The sequence below is a fragment of the 'Prunus avium' virescence phytoplasma genome (assembly GCF_050916135.1).
Taxonomy (GTDB): Bacteria; Bacillota_I; Bacilli_A; order Acholeplasmatales; family Acholeplasmataceae; genus Phytoplasma; species Phytoplasma ziziphi.
Map to the genome: position 1 here is coordinate 454782 of NZ_CP069156.1, position 26113 is coordinate 480894.

General features: G+C 22.2%; 17 protein-coding genes, 4 tRNA genes and 1 pseudogene. 14 read left to right on the forward strand and 8 right to left on the reverse strand.

Features of this window, described 5'->3' with window-relative positions; translation table 11 throughout:
* Nucleotides 1-67: 67 nt before the first annotated feature.
* Genes JNO41_RS02090 through JNO41_RS02110 form a run of 5 tightly spaced genes read right to left on the reverse strand, consistent with a single transcriptional unit; the run spans nt 68 to nt 2232 of the window.
* Complete coding sequence (locus JNO41_RS02090) at nt 68-322, reverse strand: hypothetical protein (RefSeq protein WP_121463888.1); 255 nt, start codon at nt 320-322, stop codon at nt 68-70.
* Between the two features lie 36 nt (nt 323-358).
* Nucleotides 359-532 (reverse strand): hypothetical protein, encoded by a 174-nt coding sequence (locus JNO41_RS02095; RefSeq protein WP_432729323.1) that lies wholly within the window; start codon nt 530-532, stop codon nt 359-361.
* Complete coding sequence (locus tag JNO41_RS02100; RefSeq protein ID WP_432729325.1) at nt 532-975, reverse strand: lambda-exonuclease family protein; 444 nt, start codon at nt 973-975, stop codon at nt 532-534. The genes JNO41_RS02095 and JNO41_RS02100 overlap by 1 nt, the downstream gene beginning before the upstream one ends.
* On the reverse strand, nt 972-1835 hold the full coding sequence (locus JNO41_RS02105; RefSeq protein ID WP_121463890.1) for an ATP-binding protein: 864 nt from the start codon (nt 1833-1835) through the stop codon (nt 972-974). The genes JNO41_RS02100 and JNO41_RS02105 overlap by 4 nt, the downstream gene beginning before the upstream one ends.
* Nucleotides 1816-2232: a hypothetical protein gene (locus JNO41_RS02110; protein ID WP_121463891.1), complete on the reverse strand. Its 417-nt coding sequence runs from the start codon at nt 2230-2232 to the stop codon at nt 1816-1818. Before JNO41_RS02110 ends, JNO41_RS02105 begins: the two co-directional genes overlap by 20 nt.
* A 786-nt stretch (nt 2233-3018) precedes the next feature.
* Here JNO41_RS02110 and JNO41_RS02115 point away from each other — a divergent pair.
* The 5 genes and pseudogenes from JNO41_RS02115 to JNO41_RS02135 all read left to right on the forward strand — a co-directional run bounded on the left by JNO41_RS02115 (nt 3019) and on the right by JNO41_RS02135 (nt 14723).
* Nucleotides 3019-9486 (forward strand): hypothetical protein, encoded by a 6468-nt coding sequence (locus JNO41_RS02115; RefSeq protein WP_432729327.1) that lies wholly within the window; start codon nt 3019-3021, stop codon nt 9484-9486.
* A 2019-nt stretch (nt 9487-11505) separates the two neighbouring features.
* Entirely contained in the window at nt 11506-11703 is a 198-nt protein-coding gene (locus JNO41_RS02120) for a hypothetical protein (protein WP_121464206.1), read from the forward strand.
* Nucleotides 11704-12082: 379 nt separating this feature from the next.
* A pseudogene (gene rpsD, locus JNO41_RS02125) lies at nt 12083-12681 on the forward strand (30S ribosomal protein S4).
* Nucleotides 12682-13051: 370 nt separating this feature from the next.
* On the forward strand, nt 13052-13807 hold the full coding sequence (locus JNO41_RS02130; RefSeq protein ID WP_121464208.1) for a diadenylate cyclase: 756 nt from the start codon (nt 13052-13054) through the stop codon (nt 13805-13807).
* A gap of 46 nt (nt 13808-13853) precedes the next feature.
* The gene (locus tag JNO41_RS02135; protein WP_121464209.1) at nt 13854-14723 is read left to right on the forward strand and encodes a DegV family protein; all 870 of its coding nucleotides are present in this window, start codon (nt 13854-13856) and stop codon (nt 14721-14723) included.
* A 46-nt stretch (nt 14724-14769) separates the two neighbouring features.
* Here JNO41_RS02135 and mscL read toward each other — a convergent pair whose 3' ends face one another.
* Entirely contained in the window at nt 14770-15216 is a 447-nt protein-coding gene (gene mscL, locus JNO41_RS02140) for a large conductance mechanosensitive channel protein MscL (protein WP_161554995.1), read from the reverse strand.
* A gap of 245 nt (nt 15217-15461) precedes the next feature.
* Here mscL and JNO41_RS02145 point away from each other — a divergent pair, with 245 nt between their 5' ends.
* Nucleotides 15462-16229, forward strand: coding sequence for a hypothetical protein (locus tag JNO41_RS02145; RefSeq protein ID WP_121464211.1), 768 nt, complete (start codon nt 15462-15464; stop codon nt 16227-16229).
* Between the two features lie 69 nt (nt 16230-16298).
* On the opposite strand, the gene JNO41_RS02150 is transcribed toward JNO41_RS02145, so the two are convergent.
* Entirely contained in the window at nt 16299-16721 is a 423-nt protein-coding gene (locus JNO41_RS02150; RefSeq protein WP_121464212.1) for an Hsp20/alpha crystallin family protein, read from the reverse strand.
* A 326-nt stretch (nt 16722-17047) separates the two neighbouring features.
* On the opposite strand from JNO41_RS02150, the gene JNO41_RS02155 reads away from it, so the two are divergent.
* The 4 genes from JNO41_RS02155 to JNO41_RS02170 all read left to right on the forward strand — a co-directional run bounded on the left by JNO41_RS02155 (nt 17048) and on the right by JNO41_RS02170 (nt 17445).
* Nucleotides 17048-17123: transfer RNA gene (locus JNO41_RS02155), tRNA-His, on the forward strand.
* 45 nt (nt 17124-17168) lie between these two features.
* Nucleotides 17169-17243, forward strand: a tRNA-Gln gene (locus JNO41_RS02160).
* Between the two features lie 28 nt (nt 17244-17271).
* A tRNA-Leu gene (locus tag JNO41_RS02165) sits at nt 17272-17354 on the forward strand.
* 16 nt (nt 17355-17370) lie between these two features.
* A tRNA-Trp gene (locus JNO41_RS02170) sits at nt 17371-17445 on the forward strand.
* Nucleotides 17446-17927: 482 nt separating this feature from the next.
* Here JNO41_RS02170 and JNO41_RS02175 read toward each other — a convergent pair.
* Complete coding sequence (locus JNO41_RS02175; RefSeq protein ID WP_121464213.1) at nt 17928-18596, reverse strand: hypothetical protein; 669 nt, start codon at nt 18594-18596, stop codon at nt 17928-17930.
* Nucleotides 18597-19463: 867 nt separating this feature from the next.
* Here JNO41_RS02175 and uvrC point away from each other — a divergent pair.
* From uvrC to uvrB, 4 genes are all read left to right on the forward strand, one after another.
* Entirely contained in the window at nt 19464-20489 is a 1026-nt protein-coding gene (gene uvrC, locus JNO41_RS02180; protein ID WP_432729331.1) for an excinuclease ABC subunit UvrC, read from the forward strand.
* Between the two features lie 49 nt (nt 20490-20538).
* Nucleotides 20539-21072, forward strand: a complete 534-nt coding sequence (locus tag JNO41_RS02185) for a hypothetical protein (RefSeq protein ID WP_432729333.1) — start codon at nt 20539-20541, stop codon at nt 21070-21072.
* Between the two features lie 144 nt (nt 21073-21216).
* Complete coding sequence (gene uvrA / locus JNO41_RS02190; RefSeq protein ID WP_121464214.1) at nt 21217-24018, forward strand: excinuclease ABC subunit UvrA; 2802 nt, start codon at nt 21217-21219, stop codon at nt 24016-24018.
* 19 nt (nt 24019-24037) lie between these two features.
* Complete coding sequence (gene uvrB / locus JNO41_RS02195; RefSeq protein ID WP_121464215.1) at nt 24038-26011, forward strand: excinuclease ABC subunit UvrB; 1974 nt, start codon at nt 24038-24040, stop codon at nt 26009-26011.
* Nucleotides 26012-26113 lie beyond the last annotated feature (102 nt).

Below are 26113 nucleotides of genomic sequence, written 5' to 3' on the forward strand. Positions count from 1 at the left end.
TAAAACAAAATTTTTATTCTTTTTTTGGATAATGTTTTTTATTTTTTTTGTTTTTAATAGACATGGTTTAATTCCTTTTTTCTTTTCTTTTTCTTTTTTGTTTAAAATCTAGATTAAAAATTTGTATATAAGTTTGATAATCATATTCTTCGGTTTCCTGTAATATACGTTTATCATTATATTTATATTCGAATACTTTAGTTATTTTATTATTGTTGTATAAAAATTTTTTTAAAAGTAAGCTTTCAAAATAAAAATTCTCTTCTTTTTTAATAGTGTTTTGGTTATCTTCAAAAATAATTTCTAACATTGGCCCTATCATAATTTATTTTCAACTCCTTTTATTTTTATTATTTTCTTATTTATATTTTGTTTTGTGTTTGTCATCTTTAATCTTCTTTTCTGCTTTCATTAATGTTTGATATTGTTGTAAAATTTTTTGATATTCCTGAGCTTTAATTTTCATCTCTTCAATAAAAGAAGATTTTAAAAATACTTCTTGGAGATAATGTTCTTGAGGATTAAAGTACACTAAAAAAAAGGCACTTTTACTTTCGGAACAAAATAACCCACATTGGATTTGAGCCCAATAATAAGAAGGTATAATGTCTTTTTCAAAAAATCTTTCCATGAAGAACTATTTTTATCCAAAGGACATTTTATTTCTAACATCGTCTCACTTTCTGCATGATATCCATCTAACGAAGCGGAAAAAATATCTCTGGTAAATACTGCGGGTTTATAATTTCTTTTTGTTTTCACTGAAAAAAATAAATTCGCTTTTGGTTCGGTTTTTTTACCATGTTCCATCGCGGGATTAGAAATAAAGGAACTACCAAATAATTTTTTTTTAATTAAGTCTTCTTTGGTTTCGTAAGGATTGAGACCCATAATGGTTCCTATTTCAGAAGCGTTCACAAAATTTTTACGATGTTGAAACCAGGCCCAACTATTCTGTTTTAAATTAATTTTCATTTTAAAACTCCTTTTTGAGATTGATTTAAATTATTATGAGTCAAATCTAAATTATAAAATTGGCACATTTTTTTGAGTTTATTAATGATACGAAGGGCTTTTAGAATTTGATTATTATCATTAGTAATTTTTAAATGTTCTGACAATTGTGAAGGATTTAAATTACTACTAATAAAAGTAATTAATCCTTTTTCTTGACGAGCGTTTAAAAGAGGATATAAAATATCATCGCGAAAATAAATGCTTAAATTTTCCGCTCCCAAATCATCTAAGAATAAATAAGGAATATTTCTTAAATGATCCATTTTGTTATTTAATTCTTCATCAAACCATCCTGGCTTAAATTGTCTAGGTAAATCTGGAAGGAAAAGAAACAAAAAATCTTTTTTTTCTTTAAGAAAATATTGCATTATTAATTTAAAGAAAAATGTTTTACCAGTATTAAAATCGCCATAAAGATATAAACTAGGTTTTGTTTGTTCACTTTCGAAATAATTCCAATATTTTTTAATAATCTTGTTATTTGTAAAATTGGCTATATTCATCGTTTTTAATTTTTCTAAATTCAAACTTTGATTAAATAAAGAATGGATTTTTTGAAGCTTATTTTGAAAATGATAAAATATAATTTGATCTGTCTCTTTATAAAACATCTGCATATATGATTTCTTTTTTAAAATCAATTGATAACCAAAAGGTGTTTCTTTTTTAGCTTTTAAATATTTTCCGATAGTGATTAAATCTTCTTCATGATAATCTTTACCATAAACCCAACCTTTTAATTCAAGTGAAGTTTTGATTTTATTTTTAATTTCTTCTTGATAAGAAAGAATGATTTGATTATTTTGTGTTTTTGTCATCAGATATCATTATCTCTCCAAAAAGTTTTTTTCGGTTTCTTTCAATTAAATCATCCCAACCATCTTCTTGAGGTGCTTCTCCAAAAACTTGTTGATATAATTTTTCATTTAAAGCGACCATTGTATTTATTTCAGGTTCTTGTTTTAAATATAAAATTTTCTTTTGAAGATCAAAAGTATATTTCTTAGTCATTTGTAAATTCATTTGAATTTTAAAAGGTGGACTTTTTATTTTTTTCAAAATTACCAGTATTTCATAAAGGTCAGCATAATTAAGATATAAAGTTTGGTTATTCACGTTATAATTAGTTTTTTGATTAAATAAACGAATTTTAAAATAATTTTGTTGAATTAAAAAATTAATGATTTCTTTTAAACCATATAAATATTTATTCATTTTTGAAATCTCCTTTTTCAGTTTGACTTATTTCGAAACAAAAAAAATAAGTCAAACTATTTTTTTAATAAATAGTTGACTTATTTTAACTTTCCAACTGGTTCCATTTTAGTGAAGCGGGACATTGATAATTTCATATCTTTTCAAACTAAGAAAACATTTTTTAATTTAAAAAAATATTTAAACTTTTCGAAATAATTTCTTATTTTTAAAAAATATTTATAAATTTTTTTTACCTCGTAACTTTATATAGGAAATTAAACAGAAATAAACGTTTTTTTTTAAAATTAATGCGTAATTTTTTATTAAAAGATAATGAATTTCTACTAATTAATTATGTTTTTTTTTTTTTTTTAATTTTAAAAAAATTTTCGAATAACTCTTTTCTTAATATTATCTGTTTTAAAGATTTTTATAAAAAATATGAAAATTATTTTTTGAATAATTAGTTTTAAAGATTTTTAAAAAAATATTAAAAGTTTTCAAAACCTAAATTTTTTTTAAAAATAAATGATTTGAATTTTTTCTTTGACATAAGATAAGATTAAAAAAAATTCAAAATTATTATTTAAAAAGCATATATAAATTGTTTTTTTTTTTTTTTGTTTAAAATTTTTACATGAAATAATAAAATAAAATTTAAAATTATTATTTTAAAAGTTAAAATTTTTTTTAACTTAAATAGAAATTAAGAAAGGTATTAAAATAAAATTTAAAATTATTATTTTAAAAGTTAAAATTTTTTTTAACTTAAATAGAAATTAAGAAAGGTATTAAAACCAAAATATGAAACTTCAAACAAAAAAAATATGTTTTCGGACATTCCACGCGATTATCATTATATTTTTTACATTAGGATATTGTTTTTTTAATAATTTAATAAATATCCAGGCGGATCCAACGCAAGATTCAACGCAAGCGGATCCAACGCAAGATTCAACGCAAGCGGGTCCAACGCAAGATTCAACGCAAGCGGGTCCAACGCAAGATTATATAAACAATATAAAAACAACAGAAGAGGCACGCAAGACATCAGAAACAAGCCAATTAAAAATAAAAGCACCTTATTATGTACCACCTTCACCTACTCAACCAGAATTATCTACTGATTTAAAAAATACAAACTTAGGTGAAATTGTAGATAAAGAAAAATCAACTATTGAAGCTAAAGTTAAACAACAAAATGCTAATTTACAAAACAAAAATATTCAAGCTACATCAATAAAAGATACAAAAGCTAAAATTACATCTGATAGTTATAAAGGTGAAGTAGAAGTTCAATTTACTGTTCAACCAGAATTATCTACTGATTTAAAAAATACAAACTTAGGTGAAATTGTAGATAAAGAAAAATCAACTATTGAAGCTAAAGTTAAACAACAAAATGCTAATTTACAAAACAAAAATATTCAAGCTACATCAATAGAAGATACAAAAGCTAAAATTACATCTGATAGTTATAAAGGTGAAGTAGAAGTTCAATTTACTGTTCGACCAGAATTATCTACTGATTTAAAAAATACAAACTTAGGTGAAATTGTAGATAAAGAAAAATCAACTATTGAAGCTAAAGTTAAACAACAAAATGCTAATTTACAAAACAAAAATATTCAAGCTACATCAATAAAAGATACAAAAGCTAAAATTACATCTGATAGTTATAAAGGTGAAGTAGAAGTTCAATTTACTGTTCAACCAGAATTATCTACTGATTTAAAAAATACAAACTTAGGTGAAATTGTAGATAAAGAAAAATCAACTATTGAAGCTAAAGTTAAACAACAAAATGCTAATTTACAAAACAAAAATATTCAAGCTACATCAATAGAAGATACAAAAGCTAAAATTACATCTGATAGTTATAAAGGTGAAGTAGAAGTTCAATTTACTGTTCGACCAGAATTATCTACTGATTTAAAAAATACAAACTTAGGTGAAATTGTAGATAAAGAAAAATCAACTATTGAAGCTAAAGTTAAACAACAAAATGCTAATTTACAAAACAAAAATATTCAAGCTACATCAATAGAAGATACAAAAGCTAAAATTACATCTGATAGTTATAAAGGTGAAGTAGAAGTTCAATTTACTGTTCAACCAGAATTATCTACTGATTTAAAAAATACAAACTTAGGTGAAATTGTAGATAAAGAAAAATCAACTATTGAAGCTAAAGTTAAACAACAAAATGCTAATTTACAAAACAAAAATATTCAAGCTACATCAATAGAAGATACAAAAGCTAAAATTACATCTGATAGTTATAAAGGTGAAGTAGAAGTTCAATTTACTGTTCGACCAGAATTATCTACTGATTTAAAAAATACAAACTTAGGTGAAATTGTAGATAAAGAAAAATCAACTATTGAAGCTAAAGTTAAACAACAAAATGCTAATTTACAAAACAAAAATATTCAAGCTACATCAATAAAAGATACAAAAGCTAAAATTACATCTGATAGTTATAAAGGTGAAGTAGAAGTTCAATTTACTGTTCGACCAGAATTATCTACTGATTTAAAAAATACAAACTTAGGTGAAATTGTAGATAAAGAAAAATCAACTATTGAAGCTAAAGTTAAACAACAAAATGCTAATTTACAAAACAAAAATATTCAAGCTACATCAATAAAAGATACAAAAGCTAAAATTACATCTGATAGTTATAAAGGTGAAGTAGAAGTTCAATTTACTGTTCAACCAGAATTATCTACTGATTTAAAAAATACAAACTTAGGTGAAATTGTAGATAAAGAAAAATCAACTATTGAAGCTAAAGTTAAACAACAAAATGCTAATTTACAAAACAAAAATATTCAAGCTACATCAATAAAAGATACAAAAGCTAAAATTACATCTGATAGTTATAAAGGTGAAGTAGAAGTTCAATTTACTGTTCAACCAGAATTATCTACTGATTTAAAAAATACAAACTTAGGTGAAATTGTAGATAAAGAAAAATCAACTATTGAAGCTAAAGTTAAACAACAAAATGCTAATTTACAAAACAAAAATATTCAAGCTACATCAATAAAAGATACAAAAGCTAAAATTACATCTGATAGTTATAAAGGTGAAGTAGAAGTTCAATTTACTGTTCAACCAGAATTATCTACTGATTTAAAAAATACAAACTTAGGTGAAATTGTAGATAAAGAAAAATCAACTATTGAAGCTAAAGTTAAACAACAAAATGCTAATTTACAAAACAAAAATATTCAAGCTACATCAATAGAAGATACAAAAGCTAAAATTACATCTGATAGTTATAAAGGTGAAGTAGAAGTTCAATTTACTGTTCGACCAGAATTATCTACTGATTTAAAAAATACAAACTTAGGTGAAATTGTAGATAAAGAAAAATCAACTATTGAAGCTAAAGTTAAACAACAAAATGCTAATTTACAAAACAAAAATATTCAAGCTACATCAATAAAAGATACAAAAGCTAAAATTACATCTGATAGTTATAAAGGTGAAGTAGAAGTTCAATTTACTGTTCAACCAGAATTATCTACTGATTTAAAAAATACAAACTTAGGTGAAATTGTAGATAAAGAAAAATCAACTATTGAAGCTAAAGTTAAACAACAAAATGCTAATTTACAAAACAAAAATATTCAAGCTACATCAATAGAAGATACAAAAGCTAAAATTACATCTGATAGTTATAAAGGTGAAGTAGAAGTTCAATTTACTGTTCAACCAGAATTATCTACTGATTTAAAAAATACAAACTTAGGTGAAATTGTAGATAAAGAAAAATCAACTATTGAAGCTAAAGTTAAACAACAAAATGCTAATTTACAAAACAAAAATATTCAAGCTACATCAATAAAAGATACAAAAGCTAAAATTACATCTGATAGTTATAAAGGTGAAGTAGAAGTTCAATTTACTGTTCGACCAGAATTATCTACTGATTTAAAAAATACAAACTTAGGTGAAATTGTAGATAAAGAAAAATCAACTATTGAAGCTAAAGTTAAACAACAAAATGCTAATTTACAAAACAAAAATATTCAAGCTACATCAATAGAAGATACAAAAGCTAAAATTACATCTGATAGTTATAAAGGTGAAGTAGAAGTTCAATTTACTGTTCGACCAGAATTATCTACTGATTTAAAAAATACAAACTTAGGTGAAATTGTAGATAAAGAAAAATCAACTATTGAAGCTAAAGTTAAACAACAAAATGCTAATTTACAAAACAAAAATATTCAAGCTACATCAATAAAAGATACAAAAGCTAAAATTACATCTGATAGTTATAAAGGTGAAGTAGAAGTTCAATTTACTGTTCGACCAGAATTATCTACTGATTTAAAAAATACAAACTTAGGTGAAATTGTAGATAAAGAAAAATCAACTATTGAAGCTAAAGTTAAACAACAAAATGCTAATTTACAAAACAAAAATATTCAAGCTACATCAATAGAAGATACAAAAGCTAAAATTACATCTGATAGTTATAAAGGTGAAGTAGAAGTTCAATTTACTGTTCGACCAGAATTATCTACTGATTTAAAAAATACAAACTTAGGTGAAATTGTAGATAAAGAAAAATCAACTATTGAAGCTAAAGTTAAACAACAAAATGCTAATTTACAAAACAAAAATATTCAAGCTACATCAATAGAAGATACAAAAGCTAAAATTACATCTGATAGTTATAAAGGTGAAGTAGAAGTTCAATTTACTGTTCGACCAGAATTATCTACTGATTTAAAAAATACAAACTTAGGTGAAATTGTAGATAAAGAAAAATCAACTATTGAAGCTAAAGTTAAACAACAAAATGCTAATTTACAAAACAAAAATATTCAAGCTACATCAATAGAAGATACAAAAGCTAAAATTACATCTGATAGTTATAAAGGTGAAGTAGAAGTTCAATTTACTGTTCGACCAGAATTATCTACTGATTTAAAAAATACAAACTTAGGTGAAATTGTAGATAAAGAAAAATCAACTATTGAAGCTAAAGTTAAACAACAAAATGCTAATTTACAAAACAAAAATATTCAAGCTACATCAATAAAAGATACAAAAGCTAAAATTACATCTGATAGTTATAAAGGTGAAGTAGAAGTTCAATTTACTGTTCGACCAGAATTATCTACTGATTTAAAAAATACAAACTTAGGTGAAATTGTAGATAAAGAAAAATCAACTATTGAAGCTAAAGTTAAACAACAAAATGCTAATTTACAAAACAAAAATATTCAAGCTACATCAATAAAAGATACAAAAGCTAAAATTACATCTGATAGTTATAAAGGTGAAGTAGAAGTTCAATTTACTGTTCAACCAGAATTATCTACTGATTTAAAAAATACAAACTTAGGTGAAATTGTAGATAAAGAAAAATCAACTATTGAAGCTAAAGTTAAACAACAAAATGCTAATTTACAAAACAAAAATATTCAAGCTACATCAATAAAAGATACAAAAGCTAAAATTACATCTGATAGTTATAAAGGTGAAGTAGAAGTTCAATTTACTGTTCAACCAGAATTATCTACTGATTTAAAAAATACAAACTTAGGTGAAATTGTAGATAAAGAAAAATCAACTATTGAAGCTAAAGTTAAACAACAAAATGCTAATTTACAAAACAAAAATATTCAAGCTACATCAATAGAAGATACAAAAGCTAAAATTACATCTGATAGTTATAAAGGTGAAGTAGAAGTTCAATTTACTGTTCGACCAGAATTATCTACTGATTTAAAAAATACAAACTTAGGTGAAATTGTAGATAAAGAAAAATCAACTATTGAAGCTAAAGTTAAACAACAAAATGCTAATTTACAAAACAAAAATATTCAAGCTACATCAATAGAAGATACAAAAGCTAAAATTACATCTGATAGTTATAAAGGTGAAGTAGAAGTTCAATTTACTGTTCGACCAGAATTATCTACTGATTTAAAAAATACAAACTTAGGTGAAATTGTAGATAAAGAAAAATCAACTATTGAAGCTAAAGTTAAACAACAAAATGCTAATTTACAAAACAAAAATATTCAAGCTACATCAATAGAAGATACAAAAGCTAAAATTACATCTGATAGTTATAAAGGTGAAGTAGAAGTTCAATTTACTGTTCGACCAGAATTATCTACTGATTTAAAAAATACAAACTTAGGTGAAATTGTAGATAAAGAAAAATCAACTATTGAAGCTAAAGTTAAACAACAAAATGCTAATTTACAAAACAAAAATATTCAAGCTACATCAATAGAAGATACAAAAGCTAAAATTACATCTGATAGTTATAAAGGTGAAGTAGAAGTTCAATTTACTGTTCAACCAGAATTATCTACTGATTTAAAAAATACAAACTTAGGTGAAATTGTAGATAAAGAAAAATCAACTATTGAAGCTAAAGTTAAACAACAAAATGCTAATTTACAAAACAAAAATATTCAAGCTACATCAATAAAAGATACAAAAGCTAAAATTACATCTGATAGTTATAAAGGTGAAGTAGAAGTTCAATTTACTGTTCAACCAGAATTATCTACTGATTTAAAAAATACAAACTTAGGTGAAATTGTAGATAAAGAAAAATCAACTATTGAAGCTAAAGTTAAACAACAAAATGCTAATTTACAAAACAAAAATATTCAAGCTACATCAATAAAAGATACAAAAGCTAAAATTACATCTGATAGTTATAAAGGTGAAGTAGAAGTTCAATTTACTGTTCGACCAGAATTATCTACTGATTTAAAAAATACAAACTTAGGTGAAATTGTAGATAAAGAAAAATCAACTATTGAAGCTAAAGTTAAACAACAAAATGCTAATTTACAAAACAAAAATATTCAAGCTACATCAATAGAAGATACAAAAGCTAAAATTACATCTGATAGTTATAAAGGTGAAGTAGAAGTTCAATTTACTGTTCAACCAGAATTATCTACTGATTTAAAAAATACAAACTTAGGTGAAATTGTAGATAAAGAAAAATCAACTATTGAAGCTAAAGTTAAACAACAAAATGCTAATTTACAAAACAAAAATATTCAAGCTACATCAATAAAAGATACAAAAGCTAAAATTACATCTGATAGTTATAAAGGTGAAGTAGAAGTTCAATTTACTGTTCGACCAGAATTATCTACTGATTTAAAAAATACAAACTTAGGTGAAATTGTAGATAAAGAAAAATCAACTATTGAAGCTAAAGTTAAACAACAAATGCTAATTTACAAAACAAAAATATTCAAGCTACATCAATAGAAGATACAAAAGCTAAAATTACATCTGATAGTTATAAAGGTGAAGTAGAAGTTCAATTTACTGTTCGACCAGAATTATCTACTGATTTAAAAAATACAAACTTAGGTGAAATTGTAGATAAAGAAAAATCAACTATTGAAGCTAAAGTTAAACAACAAAATGCTAATTTACAAAACAAAAATATTCAAGCTACATCAATAGAAGATACAAAAGCTAAAATTACATCTGATAGTTATAAAGGTGAAGTAGAAGTTCAATTTACTGTTCAACCAGAATTATCTACTGATTTAAAAAATACAAACTTAGGTGAAATTGTAGATAAAGAAAAATCAACTATTGAAGCTAAAGTTAAACAACAAAATGCTAATTTACAAAACAAAAATATTCAAGCTACATCAATAAAAGATACAAAAGCTAAAATTACATCTGATAGTTATAAAGGTGAAGTAGAAGTTCAATTTACTGTTCAACCAGAATTATCTACTGATTTAAAAAATACAAACTTAGGTGAAATTGTAGATAAAGAAAAATCAACTATTGAAGCTAAAGTTAAACAACAAAATGCTAATTTACAAAACAAAAATATTCAAGCTACATCAATAAAAGATACAAAAGCTAAAATTACATCTGATAGTTATAAAGGTGAAGTAGAAGTTCAATTTACTGTTCAACCAGAATTATCTACTGATTTAAAAAATACAAACTTAGGTGAAATTGTAGATAAAGAAAAATCAACTATTGAAGCTAAAGTTAAACAACAAAATGCTAATTTACAAAACAAAAATATTCAAGCTACATCAATAAAAGATACAAAAGCTAAAATTACATCTGATAGTTATAAAGGTGAAGTAGAAGTTCAATTTACTGTTCAACCAGAATTATCTACTGATTTAAAAAATACAAACTTAGGTGAAATTGTAGATAAAGAAAAATCAACTATTGAAGCTAAAGTTAAACAACAAAATGCTAATTTACAAAACAAAAATATTCAAGCTACATCAATAGAAGATACAAAAGCTAAAATTACATCTGATAGTTATAAAGGTGAAGTAGAAGTTCAATTTACTGTTCAACCAGAATTATCTACTGATTTAAAAAATACAAACTTAGGTGAAATTGTAGATAAAGAAAAATCAACTATTGAAGCTAAAGTTAAACAACAAAATGCTAATTTACAAAACAAAAATATTCAAGCTACATCAATAGAAGATACAAAAGCTAAAATTACATCTGATAGTTATAAAGGTGAAGTAGAAGTTCAATTTACTGTTCAACCACAACCACAAACAAAAGAAGATAAACCAGTTTATAAAGAACCATGGTTCTGGATAACATTAACAATTTCAATAATTGTGATTATATCAGTCATATTTGCCATTCGCAAAAAAAACCAAGCATCTAAATAAAAAAGACTTTTAAGTCTTTTTTATTTTTAAATTTTTAATTTTTAAAAAACATATTATAAATGATAAAATATATCATTAAAAAAAAAAAAAACCAAAATTTAAAACCAAATCGTTTATAAAAAATAAACAATTTGGTTTTTTTATTTTATCTCAAAAATATAATCTAATTAAATAAAAAAAATTATCAAAAAAATAAATTTTAAATCTTAATTTTTAACAAAACAAAAATATTAAAAAATGATAAAATATTAATATTTTTGTATTTAAAGTGTCTTATTTTTAGCTTCTATTTATAATAGTTATAATAAAATTCCTAGTTTTATTTTAATTTGTCAAAAAAAATTAAAAAAGAAAAGTAATTTTTTTAAATTCAAATTTAACTCCCATAATTTTAATTTATCTTAAAACAATACATTTCAAAAATATCTTTTCAATATGAAAATAAATCTTCGGATTGAATTTAAATATTTAAAAAAAATTCAATTCATAATTTTTCATTTACATATATTTACATTAAAATTATATTTTTTGCTTTAAAATAATAATATAAAGCAAAAATTTTTAATTAATATATTAATATTCGACAATTATATATAGTGAGATTTGTATTAAAATGAAAAAACAAGAAAAAGAAAATAAAATTAGAAGATTCCTCAAAAAAACTAATATTAAAGATTTAAAAATTATTATTTTAAAAAATTGTAGTAAAAAAACACACCTTAAAAGAAATAATAATATTCTTTTTGTAAATGATAAAGTAAATCATTTAGTTCAAAAAGAATTACAAAAATTTAAATTAGAAAAAAAATAAAATTTTATTTATATATCCCAAAAATAAGTTTAATAAGTGTAATTATTAAACTTATTTATTGCATCGACGTTTTATATTATATAATGATAGATAGATGCTGTTTTTTAATTATTTTATGTTCGAAATCGTTTTTTAAGTAACTAATTTTAAATATTTACAATAATTAATGTAAAAATTTATTGATTCTAGGTTTTTTTATTTTATAATATAAAAGATGACCATAATAAATATTTTTTTTAAATATTAAAATTTAATTTCAAATAATATATTATTACTTATTAAAATGAAGTATTTTTCGTTAATTTTTGTTTTTTTGATATAATATATTATCACTCATAAATAATTTATATAAATTTTAAGTAAGGGGTTTTATTTAAAAATGTCTCGTTATACAAATCCAAGTTGGAAAGTTTCACGTCGTCTTGAATATTCTTTATCTGAAACAGGAAAAGAATTAGTAACGAAAAATAATAGTTTAATCAAAAATAGAAAAAAAAAGATAAAGGTAATTTTAGTATTCAATTAAAAGAAAAACAAAAAGTTCGTTTTGTCTATGGTATTTCAGAAAAACAATTCAAAAGATTTTTTTATAATTCTGCTAAATTAAAAGGCGCTCATGGCGAAAATTTTTTAATTTCGTTAGAATCACGTTTAGATAATATTGTTTATCGTTTAAATTTGGCCAACACAAGAGCACAATCAAAACAATTAATTTCACATGGTCATATTTTGGTAGATTCTAAAAAAGTAGATATTTGTTCTTATTGTGTCAAACCTGGACAACAAATTTCTGTGAAAGAAAAATCTAAAAATTTAAAAATTATTAATTTTGCTTTAGAAAACAAATCTAATAAAAAATTCGAATATATTTGTTTAGATGAAAAAAATTTAACTGGTAAATATGTTAGATACCCAAGAAGAAGTGAATTTTTAACAGATATTAATGAACAATTAATTGTCGAATATTATACTAAATAAAAATATTAAATATTTTTTGTATAACTTAAAAAAATTAATAATTTTAATACTTATTTAAAATTATTAATTTTTTAAAAATTTCTATTTTTAATAATCCCTTAATTATTATTAAAAATAGAAATAAATTAATAAAATATATTAAATAATTTATTAAAAAAATAAAATAAACAGAATATTTTGATTTTTTTAATATAATGATTTTTTTATTTCATTCGAAAAATATTTTATTTTAATTTTTAAAGTAATTTTCATTTATTATAATCGCAAATAAATTTTTTTATTATAATGATTTTTTTACATCTATTTATCATTATATATTTATTTAAAAATATCAAAATACGAAACAATTCGGAAAAAGGCATTTAGAAATATGAATTGGATTAAATTTATTATTTTATTCTTTTTATGTTTATTTGTGATTTATATTTCTTTTAGAATTTTTTTTATTGATAAAAATGAATTTTTTAAAATTATTTATTTTTTTATTTTTGGATTTATTTTATTTAGTTTTTTGATCCAATCTAAATTATATAAATTATTGGTAGAATACATAGATTGCGATATCAAAATTCCTTTAATAAATTTTATTTTATTATCTCCTATTATTATCAGAGCTCCTAATTTAAGAATTTTTTTTAATAATTTGCATAAATTACGCAATAAAAATAAAAAATTCATCCTAGTGAATCGTAATACACAAGAACAAATTTTAGAAGCAATTTTAGAAATGTCTCAAAAAAAAATAGGCGCTTTAATTACTATTGAAAAACACAATTCTTTAGAACAATTTGCTAAAAAATCAATTTTAATTGACGCTCATATTTCGAAAGAATTATTAATGAATATTTTTATCCCTAATACTCCGTTACATGACGGAGCAGTTATAATTAGAGGAAATAGGATTTTATCCGCTGGCGCTTATTTTATGTTATCTGAGGGTCAATGTTTTCAAAAAACAACAGGTTCTAGACATCGTGCTGCTTTAGGTATTAGCGAAAACACTGATAGTATGACTATTGTAGTTTCAGAAGAAACTGGTAATATTTCGATCGCTTTAGAAAGTATCATGTTGCAAATGAAAGACGCTAATCAAATAAAAGAATATTTAATTACTTTCATATTTTAATTTTTTTATATTTTTTTGTTATAGCAATGAAGGAGTTTTATACAATATGAGTATAAAAAAAAAGAAAAAAATAGGTTTTGTAATAGATTCTACTATAGGAGATAATATAAATTTACCTTTTTCATCTGATATTTGCATCGTCCCTTTATCTATTATTTTAGATGGCAAAGAATACTCAGGAAAATCAGATAATAGATTTTTTTTAGATTGTTTGAAACAAAAAAGACAAATTACTACAAGTCAACCAAGTCCACAATTATTTGTGCAAGCTTTCGAAAAACAATTAAATGCAGGTTATGAACATGTAGTATGTTTAACAATATCCCAAAAATTAAGCGGGACTTTTAATAGCGCTTATAAAGCTAAAAAAATCGTAAATAATGAAAATATTACAGTTATTGATACAGGTAGTTTAGGGCCAGGATTTGTTTTCACTCTAAATAAAATTTATGAATATGTCTATAATACTAACTTAAGTTACAAAGAAATTTTTGATAAAGTTATCGAAGAACAAAAGTTAGGTAGTTTTTATTTTTCTTTAGATAATCTAAAACAATTAGTTATTAGCAAAAGAATTAGTAAATTTAAATTTCTTTTGGGCAGTTTATTCAAAATAAAACCTATTTTAAGATTTCAACAAGGAATCATCACTATTGAAAAAAATGTTCGAATTTGGAAAAATTGTTTTCTTTATTTAATAAAATGCATCTTGAATTTTAAAAATTTAGTCAATAAACTTGTTGAAGTAAAAATGTTATATGTCGAAGACGATGTTTATATGCAAGAATTAAAAAAAGAAATCGAAAAATTAAATGATCCTAATATAAAAATCTCTATTTATGGGCCTATTTCTCCAATAATTGCTATTCATTTAGGATCTAAAGGTTTCGGATTGTATCTAAATGTTTCAATATAAATAAATATTTAATGTTTTTTAATTTAAGTGAAAAAAAATAAAAAAATTATTTTTGTTCACTTATTTTTTTTTGAATTTCTTTTAAAATTTGTATTTTTTCTTTCTCTAATTCTAATAATTCTGTTGTCGCATATATTTCTTTTTTTTGTAAATTCGATTGTGTACTCGAATCATTTGTTTTTACAATTTTTTGATAAATATAAATTAATATTGTATATATTACAAGAGAAACTAAAAAAAATTCAAATAAATTTTGAAGAAAATTACCATAATTAATTGAAATATTATTATTTAAATTTATTTTCCAATCTCTAATAGAATGTCGGTTTAATAATAAATTTATAGGTGGCATTATGATATCTGTCGACAAAGAACTAATAACTTTAGTAAATAATTGCCCCATAATAAAAGCAACAATTAATTTAATAATATCTCCTTTAATTATAAATTCTTTAAAACCATTTCTAAATTTTTTTATATTTTCAAAATTCATTTTATTCATCCATACTTTTTTTAATTTTTTTTAAAAAATAAATTTTTTTTATTTCAATAAATTTCAACAAATTTATCATAATTTATTTATATGTTATAATTATAATGTATATTATATTTTTTTATAAAATATCATTTTTTATTATCAATAATAAAATTTCAAAAAATAATTGAAAAATATAAACTATTTTTATATTAAATAAATTTCGATTATTTAATATATATAAAAAAGGAGAAGTGTTGATATTGTTTGAAATATTTTCAGAAAAAATTGTGCCTTTTATAACATCACATTGGCTGTTATTTACTATAACATTTGTTCTATTAATTGGTCCTATTTTAATTTTAATAATAAAATTATGCCAAATATTATTTTTTATTATCAAATGTAATTGTAATTTTTTAATAAAAAATTTAAATCCAAAAAAGAATACACAAACTAAAGATAATGATTTTTCTGAACCATCTAACATTTCAATAAGTAATAATCATCCTTCACAAAATGAAAATTTAAGTTTAATTGAATTAAAAATTTTAGAAATGAAACAAAAAGAAAATAATAATCGACATCAAGAAAATAGTTTATTACGTTTGGAAATGAATCAGCAAATATATCAAAATAAATTGGAAGATAAGTTAGAAATACATAAATTAGAGCAAAAAATCTTTTTTTTAGAAAAAGAAATGCAAAGAATACAAAATAACGAAATTATAGACAAAAATAGAAAAGAAAATTTTTCTAAAAATTACGATAATAATTTTTCAGAAAAAGATAATTCTACAGAAGAAAATGATTTTGTTAAAAATCAAATTCCAGAAAGTTTAAATAAAATATTTGAAAAAATTTCAGATTTTGAAAATGTTCAATTATTAATGTTAAATAAAATGATGAATGATAAGTCTTATTATGATTCTGACAAAAATGTTTTATATATAAACCCTCAAGATATAAATTTTGTTAAAAATTTTTTAATAGGTAAACAAAAAAAAGAAAATATAAAATTAACTAATTAATTTTATTTTATTTTTGATCCAAAAAAAAATCAAATATTATAATAATATTTGATTTTTTATTTTTTTAAATTATTTCAATTCTAAATATTCTTTAGGTTTTGTTTCTTCTCTTTTTTTATTAATTTTTAAAATTAATAAACCATTTTCTAAATGACCTTGAATATCTTTAATGTTAAAATTTTCTCCTAAATTAAAACTACGTCTAATTATACCTGTTATTCTTTCTTTTTTAAGGTAATTAAACTCTTTTTTTGTTTCCTCTTTTTTTGAAGGAAAAGCTTCTAAAATTAAATAACCATTTTCTAAAGAAATTTTAATTTCTTCTTTTTTAAAACCCGGAATTTCAGTTATTAAAACATAGTGATCATTATATTCTTTGATATCAGATTTCATCAAAAAATTAGAAGTATTAAAAAAAGAATCATTTTTAAAATCTTCAAATAAATTTTCTAATAAATCTTGATTTCTATTAATTAATTCAACGACAGACATTTTGCTTATCTCCTCTCGATAAATATATTAATTTTTCTTTTTGTATAAATCTTATTCATTAAAAAACTTATTATCGAACGAAATCACTCAAAAAAATTCATTCTCAAATAAGTGCATTTTTATTATAGCATTTTTTTTAAAAATTTCAATAATTATTTTATTATATAAAAGAATTTTTAATTTTAATAATAGCCCAAAATAATGTATAATAATAAATGTTGTATTTTGTTAAAAAAAATGCTATAATTAATTTATAAAATTAAAATATAGTTATATATAATATATAATGTATAGTATATAATTCTATATTTTTAATAGATATAATGGCGGTTGTGGCGAAGTGGTTAACGCCGTGGCTTGTGGCGCCGCTATGCGTGGGTTCGATTCCCATCAACCGCCCCAATTATTTAATTATTAATTTTATATAAATATATTTTATCAATATAAAGGCTCATAGCCAAGTGGTAAGGCAACGGACTTTGACTCCGTCATTCGTTGGTTCGAATCCAGCTGGGCCTGCCAAATTTTATTTTTTTTTTTTTTATAAAGAGCGGGTGTGGCGGAATGGCAGACGCACTAGACTTAGGATCTAGCGCTTTTAGCGTGCAGGTTCAAGTCCTGTCACCCGTACCAATATTATTTTTGAAAAAGGGATATGATGTCAACGGTAGCATAACGGTCTCCAAAACCGCTTGTTCGGGTTCGAATCCTGATATCCCTGCCATTCATTAAATATTTATTAAAATAAGTAAAAAAATAATAAGCAAAAAGAGTTATTATCTAAATAACTCTTTTTTATTTTATAATTAAATATTTAAAATTAATATAATATTTGTATTTAAAAAATAAAAATATTATATGTAAATTGAAAATCTTAAAACAAAACTTAAAAAAATCTAATAATAATTAAATATATTTAAAATTCGTATCAAAATTTCTATTAAGAATAATTCGTCTAAACATATTCTTGATTTTGTTAAATTTAGCTGTTATATAATGATTTTAGTTCTATAAAATTCAACACACAACAATAAAAGATTATTCATATTCTATAGTCTTTTTTTATTATTTTTTTTAAATTAAAATATCCAAAAAAATTTATGAATTTATCTAAAATAATTTAAAAATTAGAAAAATAAAAAAATAAATTTTATTTTAAATTGATTTATTATAATAAAAAATGGTTTTTATCATTTTTTTATTTTTTTAAACTTTATCTTTGTACAATGTTAAATTTGTAGTCACTAAATTAATTTTTGGGTTATCTGTATCAAGAAAATCATTTAATAATAATAATTCTGCATTAGATAATAATTGTACTTGAATATATGTTTTCTCACCCCAAAGACTTCGTTTTTTATTAATTTTTAATTTTAAATTTGGTTTATCTTTAAAATCATATAAATTTTGTTCTGTTCCTGATCCTTCTGATAATGATGTTTCTTTAAATAAATTAATATGAGAATTCGGTTGCAATTCTGTATTTTTTAAAGCGAAAGAAATCGGCTTATCTTTAAGTAAATTTAAAATATCTTTTGTATTCATTTTAAAATCTTCTTCTAATTTGGCATTTAAATTTAAGATTTTATAAAAACATTTTTGCGTTTCGGCATCTAAAATAATTTTTCGAAAAAAATCCGCTTCATTAGTCGCTTTATCGTAAGATTCTTGGATGTTTTGTTGTTTATCGTTTATCTGAGATTTATTATTGTCTGTTTCTGAAGAAATTGAAGTTGTCCCTTTTTCTTCTTTTGTTGACGTTTCTTCTTTGCTTAACATTTGCCAAATAAAAAAACTTAAAAAAAATAATATAATTATTAAACCTATTATTAATAAAACTCTTGATTTTTTTTGAGATGTCGCGTCATTTGCCATAATATATTAAATTACCTACCTATTTTATTTATATTAAAATAAAATTAAATTTAATAAAAAATGAACAAAAAAAACATAACAATTAATTAATAATAAATAGTAATAATTAAAATTACTATTAATAATAATTATATACAAAAAAAAGATAAAAAATGATGTTTTTTTATCTTTTTTTGATGAATTAATAATATAAAATATTAAAAAATTATTTAAAAAAGCTTAAACATTTTTTGAATTAAAATGTTTCCTTAGTTTAAAAAAATATGAAATTATCAACTTAATTTTTAGTCTTAAAGAATAATTTAACAATTAAAAATTGTGTTAAAACGAAAAAATCATAATATCGTAATTATTAATATCGGTGTTCAAATAATAAAAAATTATTTAAAAATTTTTATTATTTGAACACCGATAAAACCTCAAATAAATAAGTTTACACAAAACTTGTTTTTTATTTTTACAAACAAAAATAAAAATAAAGATATTTTTTATTTAATAAAAAGAAGAAAAATTTCGAAAAGTTTGTATTATTATTTAAAATAATACAATAGAAATATTGAAACAAAAAGAATATCGACTTATTAACATTAATTTAAACTATTTTAAAAATATTGAAATTTGAATTATTTTAATTAATCATTTTTGTATTTTTAATAACTTATAATTGAAAATAAAAATTTTAAGACCTTATTTTAGGGAAATTTTTATTAATAAAAAATAAAAAAATACTTAAAACAATTATTCAAAAATTTTTACAATCTTTATTTTTATTAAATTAATTAAAGTATAATATTAATATATTATAAGTATTTCAGTAATTGTAATTAAGTAAAAAAATAATATTTTATTATATGAAGGTATAAAAATGTGTTATCAGAAAAACTAAAAATGTTACCATCAGAACCAGGATGTTATCTCTTTCAAGATCAAAATAAAAGTATAATTTATGTAGGAAAAGCTAAAAATTTAAAAAATAGAATTAAAAGTTATTTTACATGTTCTCACAATAAAAAAACTAATCTTTTAGTATCTGAAACTACAGATATAGATTATATTTTAACAAATAATGAATTAGAAGCGCTCATTTTAGAATCAAATTTAATTAAAAAACACACTCCTAAATATAATTTTAAATTAACAAATGATACCAATTATCCTTATATCGAAATAACCAACGAAAAACATCCTAGACTAATCTTAGCTAGATATAAAATAGTCCCTAAAAATAAAAAAATATTCGGTCCTTATCCTAACAACGAAACTGTTAAAGAAACAATAAGCATATTATATCAAATATACCCCTTAAGAAAATGTCATCCTATAAATAAAAAGGCTTGTATTTATTATCATATTAAACAATGTATCGGACCTTGTAATAACCCTAATGTTGATTATCAAGAAAATATCGAAGCTATAACTAAATTTCTAAAAGGTGATAATAAAGAAATTATCAAAAAAATAAAAAATTACATGCAAGAAGCCAGTGAAAAATTAGAATTTGAACAAGCATTGGAATATAAAAAAATTTTATTTCATTTAAAAAAAATAACAGAAAAACAATTTGTTAGCAATATAATCAAAACTAAAAGTTCTGATATTATCGCTCATTATCATGACCAAAACGAAATTTCTATATATATACTAAGGTTAAATCAAGGTAATATTTTCGATCATCATCAGATAGTTTTTTCTTATGTAGGACTTATCGAAAGCAATATTATTACTTATTTAAATTTATATTACCAAGAACAAATGGTTCCCGAAGAAATTATTTTAGGAGAAGAATTAAAAAAAGAAATAAAAAATATTGAAAAATTACTAAAAACAAAAATTTCTATACCTTTTAAAAAAAACAAAATTTCATTTATATCAATTATCTTTAAAAAATGCTAAAGAAAATCTTATTAAATATAATTTAATCCATAAATCTAAATTTCAACAAATGCAAGAATATATCGAACTCTTATCCGAATTTTTCCAAAAAAAAATCAATCATATTGAAGTTTTTGATAATTCACATTTATTTCAAAAATCTTTTGTATCAGCTATGATTGTTTTTAAAAATTTTCAATTTGATAAAAAATGTTATCGTAAATTTCATATAGACAAAGAATTTCAAGATGAATATCGTTCTTTTGAATATGTTTTACAAAAACGTTATAAAAAACTTGTAGAGATGAAAGCGCCTTTACCTGATTTAATTCTAATTGACGGCGGAAAAGGACAATTTAATACTTGTTACAAAACTTTAAAAAAAATGAATTTAGATATTGTATTAGGGGCGTTAAAAAAAAATAATAAACATCAATTAGAAGCTTTAATTACGAAAAAAGGAATTTTTTATTTCGAAAATAAAGATAAATTATTTCGTTTTTTATTACAATTAAGTACCGAAGTACATCGTTTTACCTTATTATTTCATCAAAAAACACAACAAAAAGAAACAAAAAAAATTTTATCTTATATCCCAAATTAGATTTAATAAAAATATCAAAAACTATTGAAAATTTGAAAAACAAAAAATTTTAAAAATTAAATATAATTTATGATATTTTTGTTAAATTCTTTATTAAACTAATAAAAAAATAAAATTTAAAATATAAGAAAGTACTATATTCAAATGAATAATAATCAAATAATAAAAATTAGAGGTGCTAAAGTTAATAACTTAAAAAATATTAATTTAGATATCCCTAAATTCAAATTTATTGTAGTAACTGGTATTTCAGGTTCTGGAAAATCTTCTTTAGTTTTTGACACTTTATACCAAGAAGGTAAAAGAAAATATATAGAATCTCTTAATTCTTATTCTAGACAATTTTTAGGAAATTTTGAAAAACCAGATGTCGATCAAATTGAAGGTTTATGTCCTGCGATTAATATTAAAAAAAGAATAATATCTTATAATCCGCGTTCTACTGTTGGAACTATGACCGAAATTTATGATTACTTAAGATTGCTTTATACTAATATTTCTGTTCCTCACCATCCCAAAACTAAACAGCCAATTAAAAATCAAAACTTAGAAGAAATTATGGAACAAATTTTAAAATTAAACCTGAATTCTAAAATTTTTATTTTAGCTCCAATTGTAGAAAAAGAAAAAGGAACACATCAAAAACTTTTCAAACAATTTTTAAAAAAAGGTTTCGATCGTTGTATTATTGATCAAAAAAAAATCTCATTAGAAAACGATTTGCCTTCACTAGAAAAAGATCAATATCATGATATTTATATCGTCATAGATCGTATGGAGATAAATAACAATAAAGAAAGATTATATGATTCTTTAAATTTGGCTTTTTCTTTAGTTCCTGATAAGGTTTTTATTTTACAAGATGGAAAAATTCACAAATTTTACCATAATTATTATTTTTCTGAAAAAGAATTTGTTATTCCTAAAAGAGAAATGCGTCTATTTTCTTTTAATAATACTCATGGAATTTGTACAAATTGTCAAGGACTAGGTGTAAAAAATAAATTAGATCCAAATTTGATTATTTGTTTAGATAAATCTATTAATGAAGGAGGTATCGTTCCTTATTTTTACTATCAAAATGTATATTCTCAAATTCATGATTTAAAAACTTTTTGTCAACATAATAATATCGATATGAATACACCTTTAAAAAAATTAAACCCTAAATTATTAAACATTCTTCTTTACAGAAAACAAGAAAACCTCAAAAATAATAATTTCGATTCACTTAATACAGGAGTTATCAATGTTTTAGAACATTTTTATCATCAAAAAAATGATCTTAATAATATCAATTGGTTTATTAATTTTTTTGTTTCAGAACAAAAATGTGACTCATGTTTAGGAGCTCGTTTGAATGAAAAAGCTTTACTTTTTAAAATTCAAAATCATAATATTTATGAATTAAGTAAATTATCTATAAAAGAATTATTAGATTTTTTTCTTAATTTAAAATTGACAGATGAAGAAAAACAAAAATCTGATTTAATTTTACAAGGAATAATAGATAGACTTAATTTTTTAAAAGATATTGGTTTAAATTATTTAACTTTAGAACGTTGTAGTGCAACTTTATCTGGTGGGGAAATACAAAGAATTAGATTAGCTAATCAAATCGGAGCTAAATTATCGGGTATTTTATATACATTAGACGAACCTTCTATTGGATTACATCCTAAAGATAATGAAAAACTAATTAAAGCTTTAAAAACAATTAGAAATTTAGGAAATACTTTATTAGTGATAGAAAATGATCCAAACACAATTTTATCCGCTGATTATTTAATAGAACTCGGACCTCAAGCAGGAGAACAAGGAGGTCAAATAATAGCCTATGGCACTCCTGAAGAAATTATTAAAAATAAAAAAAGTTTAACGGGACAATATTTATCTGGTAAAAAAATAATTAATGTTCCTGAAAAAAGAAATCCTATCAATCCTCAAAAAATAATCCAAATCAGAAATGTTTCCGAAAATAATCTTAAAAATATCGACATTGATTTTCCTTTAGAAATTTTAACAGTCATCACAGGAGTTTCAGGTTCTGGAAAATCAACTTTATTAAATCAAATTTTAAAATCCAATACTCTAGAAAAAATTTCTTATCACAAAAACGAAAATATTTCTAATACATTTTTGAATAAACATAATAGTATCAAAAAAATTATCAAAATTATTCCTTCTCCTATCGGAAAAAAAACTAAAAGTAATCTAATTACTTATACAAAAATTTTTGACTATATTAGAAATTTATTCGCCTCAACAAAAGAAGCTAAATTAAAAGGTTATACCAAAAGTCATTTTTCTTTTAATAACAAAAAAGGACGTTGCGAACATTGTTCTGGAGAAGGAATAACAAAAATTACTATGCATTTTCTTCCTGATGTCTCTATTAAATGTGTAAAATGTAAAGGTCAAAAATTCAATAAAGAAATATTAAAAATCAAATATAAAAATAAAAACATAGCCGAAATTTTAGATATGACCGTAAGCGAAGCTTTAATCTTTTTTAATAATTTTACTTTTATCAAAAATCATTTTCAAATTTTAAAAGAAATAGGTTTAGATTATATACGTTTGGGGCAAAATTTTAAAACTCTTTCGGATGGAGAATTACAAAAAATAAAATTAGCTAATGAATTTGTTAAAACAAATGTTCAAAATACCCTCTATATATTAGACGAACCTACTATAGGATTACACAGCGAAGATGTTCAAAAATTAATCAAAATAATTCATCATATAATTAAACAAAAAGCAACCGTAATTATGGTCGAACATAACTTAGATATAATTAAAAATGCTGATTATATTATCGATTTAGGACCAGAAGGCGGAAATAATGGTGGATATATTATCGCTAAAGGAACCCCTGAAGAAATTATGCAAAAACCGAAAAGTTACACAGGACAATATTTAAAAAAAATTTTAAATCTAAAATAAATAATAAGGTTGAAATTATATGACATTCAAAATTAAAACTGTATATAAACCAAGCGGCGATCAACCTAAAGCTATTGAACAAATATTAACTAATTTTAAAAAAAATATCAAAGAACAAATTATTTTAGGAGCTACAGGAACAGGTAAAACTTTCGCCATAGCTAATGTAATTCAAAAATTAAATCAAAACACTTTAATTATTGCTCATAACAAAACCTTAGCGGGTCAATTATATAATGAATTAAAAGAAATGTTTCCTGATAATAAAATAGAATATTTTATTTCTTATTATGATTATTATCGACCAGAAGCTTATGTCGTTTCTAATGATACTTATATTGAAAAAACTTCTAAAATTAACTCTGAAATAGATCAATTACGCCATAGAACAATTAATTCTTTAATTTACGGTAAAAATATCATCGTTGTTTCGTCTGTTTCTTGTATTTACGGTATCGGAGATATTAACGATTATAAACTTTCTGTTCTTTATTTAGAAAAAAACAAAATATATTCTTTTAAACAAATTTTAAAACAATTAGTTGAAATGCAATATAAAAGAAATGATATAACATTTGATAGAGGTACTTTTAGAGTTAGAGGTGGAACTTTGGACATTATTTTATCTGCTGAAACTCAACAAGGAATTAGAATCGTATTTGATAATGAAGAAATTGAAAAAATACAAATTTTTGATATTCTTGAAGGAAATATTATTGAAAATTTAAAAAATGTAAGTATCTTTCCTGCTTCTCTTTATGTTACTAATAAAAACAAATTAAAAGAAACTATTAAAAGAATTGAAGAAGAATTAGAAGAACGTATTGAATATTTTCAAAAAACAAATCAATTAATTGAAGCACAAAATATCGTAAAAAGAGTAACAAACGATATCGAAATGTTAAAACAAATCGGTTATTGTAATGGGATTGAAAATTATTCCCGTCATTTATCTCTTAAAAAAGAAGGAGAGCCACCCACAACTTTAATTGATTATTTTGGAAAAAATTTTTTGACTATCATTGATGAATCTCATGTTACTGTACCTCAAATAAAAGGAATGCATGCTGGTAATTATTCAAGAAAAAAAAATTTAATAGAGCATGGCTTTCGTTTGCCTAGTACTTTAGATAATAGACCTCTTACGTTTCCTGAATTTGAAAAAAAAATGGATAAAGTTATTTATTTATCAGCTACTCCAGGAAATTATGAAATAGACAAAAAAATTCCTATCATAGAACAAATTATTAGGCCTACTTTTATTTTAGATCCGATAATAGAATTAAGACCTACTAAAAATCAAATTGAAGATTTGTATTCAGAAATAAAAAAAAGAGCAGAAAAAAAAGAAAGAACTTTAGTTACGACAATAACTATAAATATGAGTGAAGAATTAACTAATTATCTTAAAAAAATAGGAATTAAAGTAGCTTATCTCCATAGTGAAATTAAATCTTTAGAAAGAATGATTATTTTAAAAAAACTTAGAACTGGTATTTATGATTGTTTAGTTGGAGTAAATTTATTAAGAGAAGGTCTAGATTTACCTGAAGTATCTTTAGTAGCTATTTTAGACGCCGATAAACCTGGTTTTTTAAGAAGTGAAAAAAGTTTAATCCAAACTATCGGAAGAGCCGCGAGAAATATCTACGGAAAAGTAATTATGTACAGTGATGAAATAACAAATGCAATGGAAACAGCTATTCAAGAAACTTTACGTCGTCGTCAAATCCAAGAAAATTATAATTTAAAAAATAATCTGAAACCAACTATTATTCATAAAAATATCAAACAAACAACAGATATTAACAAAGATAAAAATGAAAATATTGAATCGTTTTTATTTTCTGGAAAACAATCTCCCGAAAATTATAGTTTAAAAAAACTCCGATCTTTAATGAACAAAGCTTCTAAAAAGTTAGATTTCGAAAAGGCGATGTTTTATAGAAATTTAATTATCAAATTAGAAAAAGACAAAAAACAAACACAATAGAATTTTTACAAAAGTATATTCAAAAAATAAAATCATTTATTCATTTTTAGATATTATTGTCATTATTTATTAATATTAAACATATTAACAAAATTTTTTTGT

Excerpts from the sequence above, each read along its gene's own strand:
- JNO41_RS02090 (WP_121463888.1), bottom strand. The coding sequence starts at position 322 with ATGATAGGGCCAATGTTAGAAATTATTTTTGAAGATAACCAAAACACT.
- JNO41_RS02115 (WP_432729327.1), top strand. The coding sequence starts at position 3,019 with ATGAAACTTCAAACAAAAAAAATATGTTTTCGGACATTCCACGCGATT.
- JNO41_RS02110 (WP_121463891.1), bottom strand. The coding sequence starts at position 2,232 with ATGAATAAATATTTATATGGTTTAAAAGAAATCATTAATTTTTTAATT.
- JNO41_RS02120 (WP_121464206.1), top strand. The coding sequence starts at position 11,506 with ATGAAAAAACAAGAAAAAGAAAATAAAATTAGAAGATTCCTCAAAAAA.
- JNO41_RS02175 (WP_121464213.1), bottom strand. The coding sequence starts at position 18,596 with ATGGCAAATGACGCGACATCTCAAAAAAAATCAAGAGTTTTATTAATA.
- JNO41_RS02150 (WP_121464212.1), bottom strand. The coding sequence starts at position 16,721 with ATGTCTGTCGTTGAATTAATTAATAGAAATCAAGATTTATTAGAAAAT.
- JNO41_RS02100 (WP_432729325.1), bottom strand. The coding sequence starts at position 975 with ATGAAAATTAATTTAAAACAGAATAGTTGGGCCTGGTTTCAACATCGT.
- JNO41_RS02185 (WP_432729333.1), top strand. The coding sequence starts at position 20,539 with ATGCAAGAATATATCGAACTCTTATCCGAATTTTTCCAAAAAAAAATC.
- uvrB (WP_121464215.1), top strand. The coding sequence starts at position 24,038 with ATGACATTCAAAATTAAAACTGTATATAAACCAAGCGGCGATCAACCT.
- uvrA (WP_121464214.1), top strand. The coding sequence starts at position 21,217 with ATGAATAATAATCAAATAATAAAAATTAGAGGTGCTAAAGTTAATAAC.
- JNO41_RS02130 (WP_121464208.1), top strand. The coding sequence starts at position 13,052 with ATGAATTGGATTAAATTTATTATTTTATTCTTTTTATGTTTATTTGTG.
- mscL (WP_161554995.1), bottom strand. The coding sequence starts at position 15,216 with ATGAATTTTGAAAATATAAAAAAATTTAGAAATGGTTTTAAAGAATTT.
- JNO41_RS02105 (WP_121463890.1), bottom strand. The coding sequence starts at position 1,835 with ATGACAAAAACACAAAATAATCAAATCATTCTTTCTTATCAAGAAGAA.
- JNO41_RS02135 (WP_121464209.1), top strand. The coding sequence starts at position 13,854 with ATGAGTATAAAAAAAAAGAAAAAAATAGGTTTTGTAATAGATTCTACT.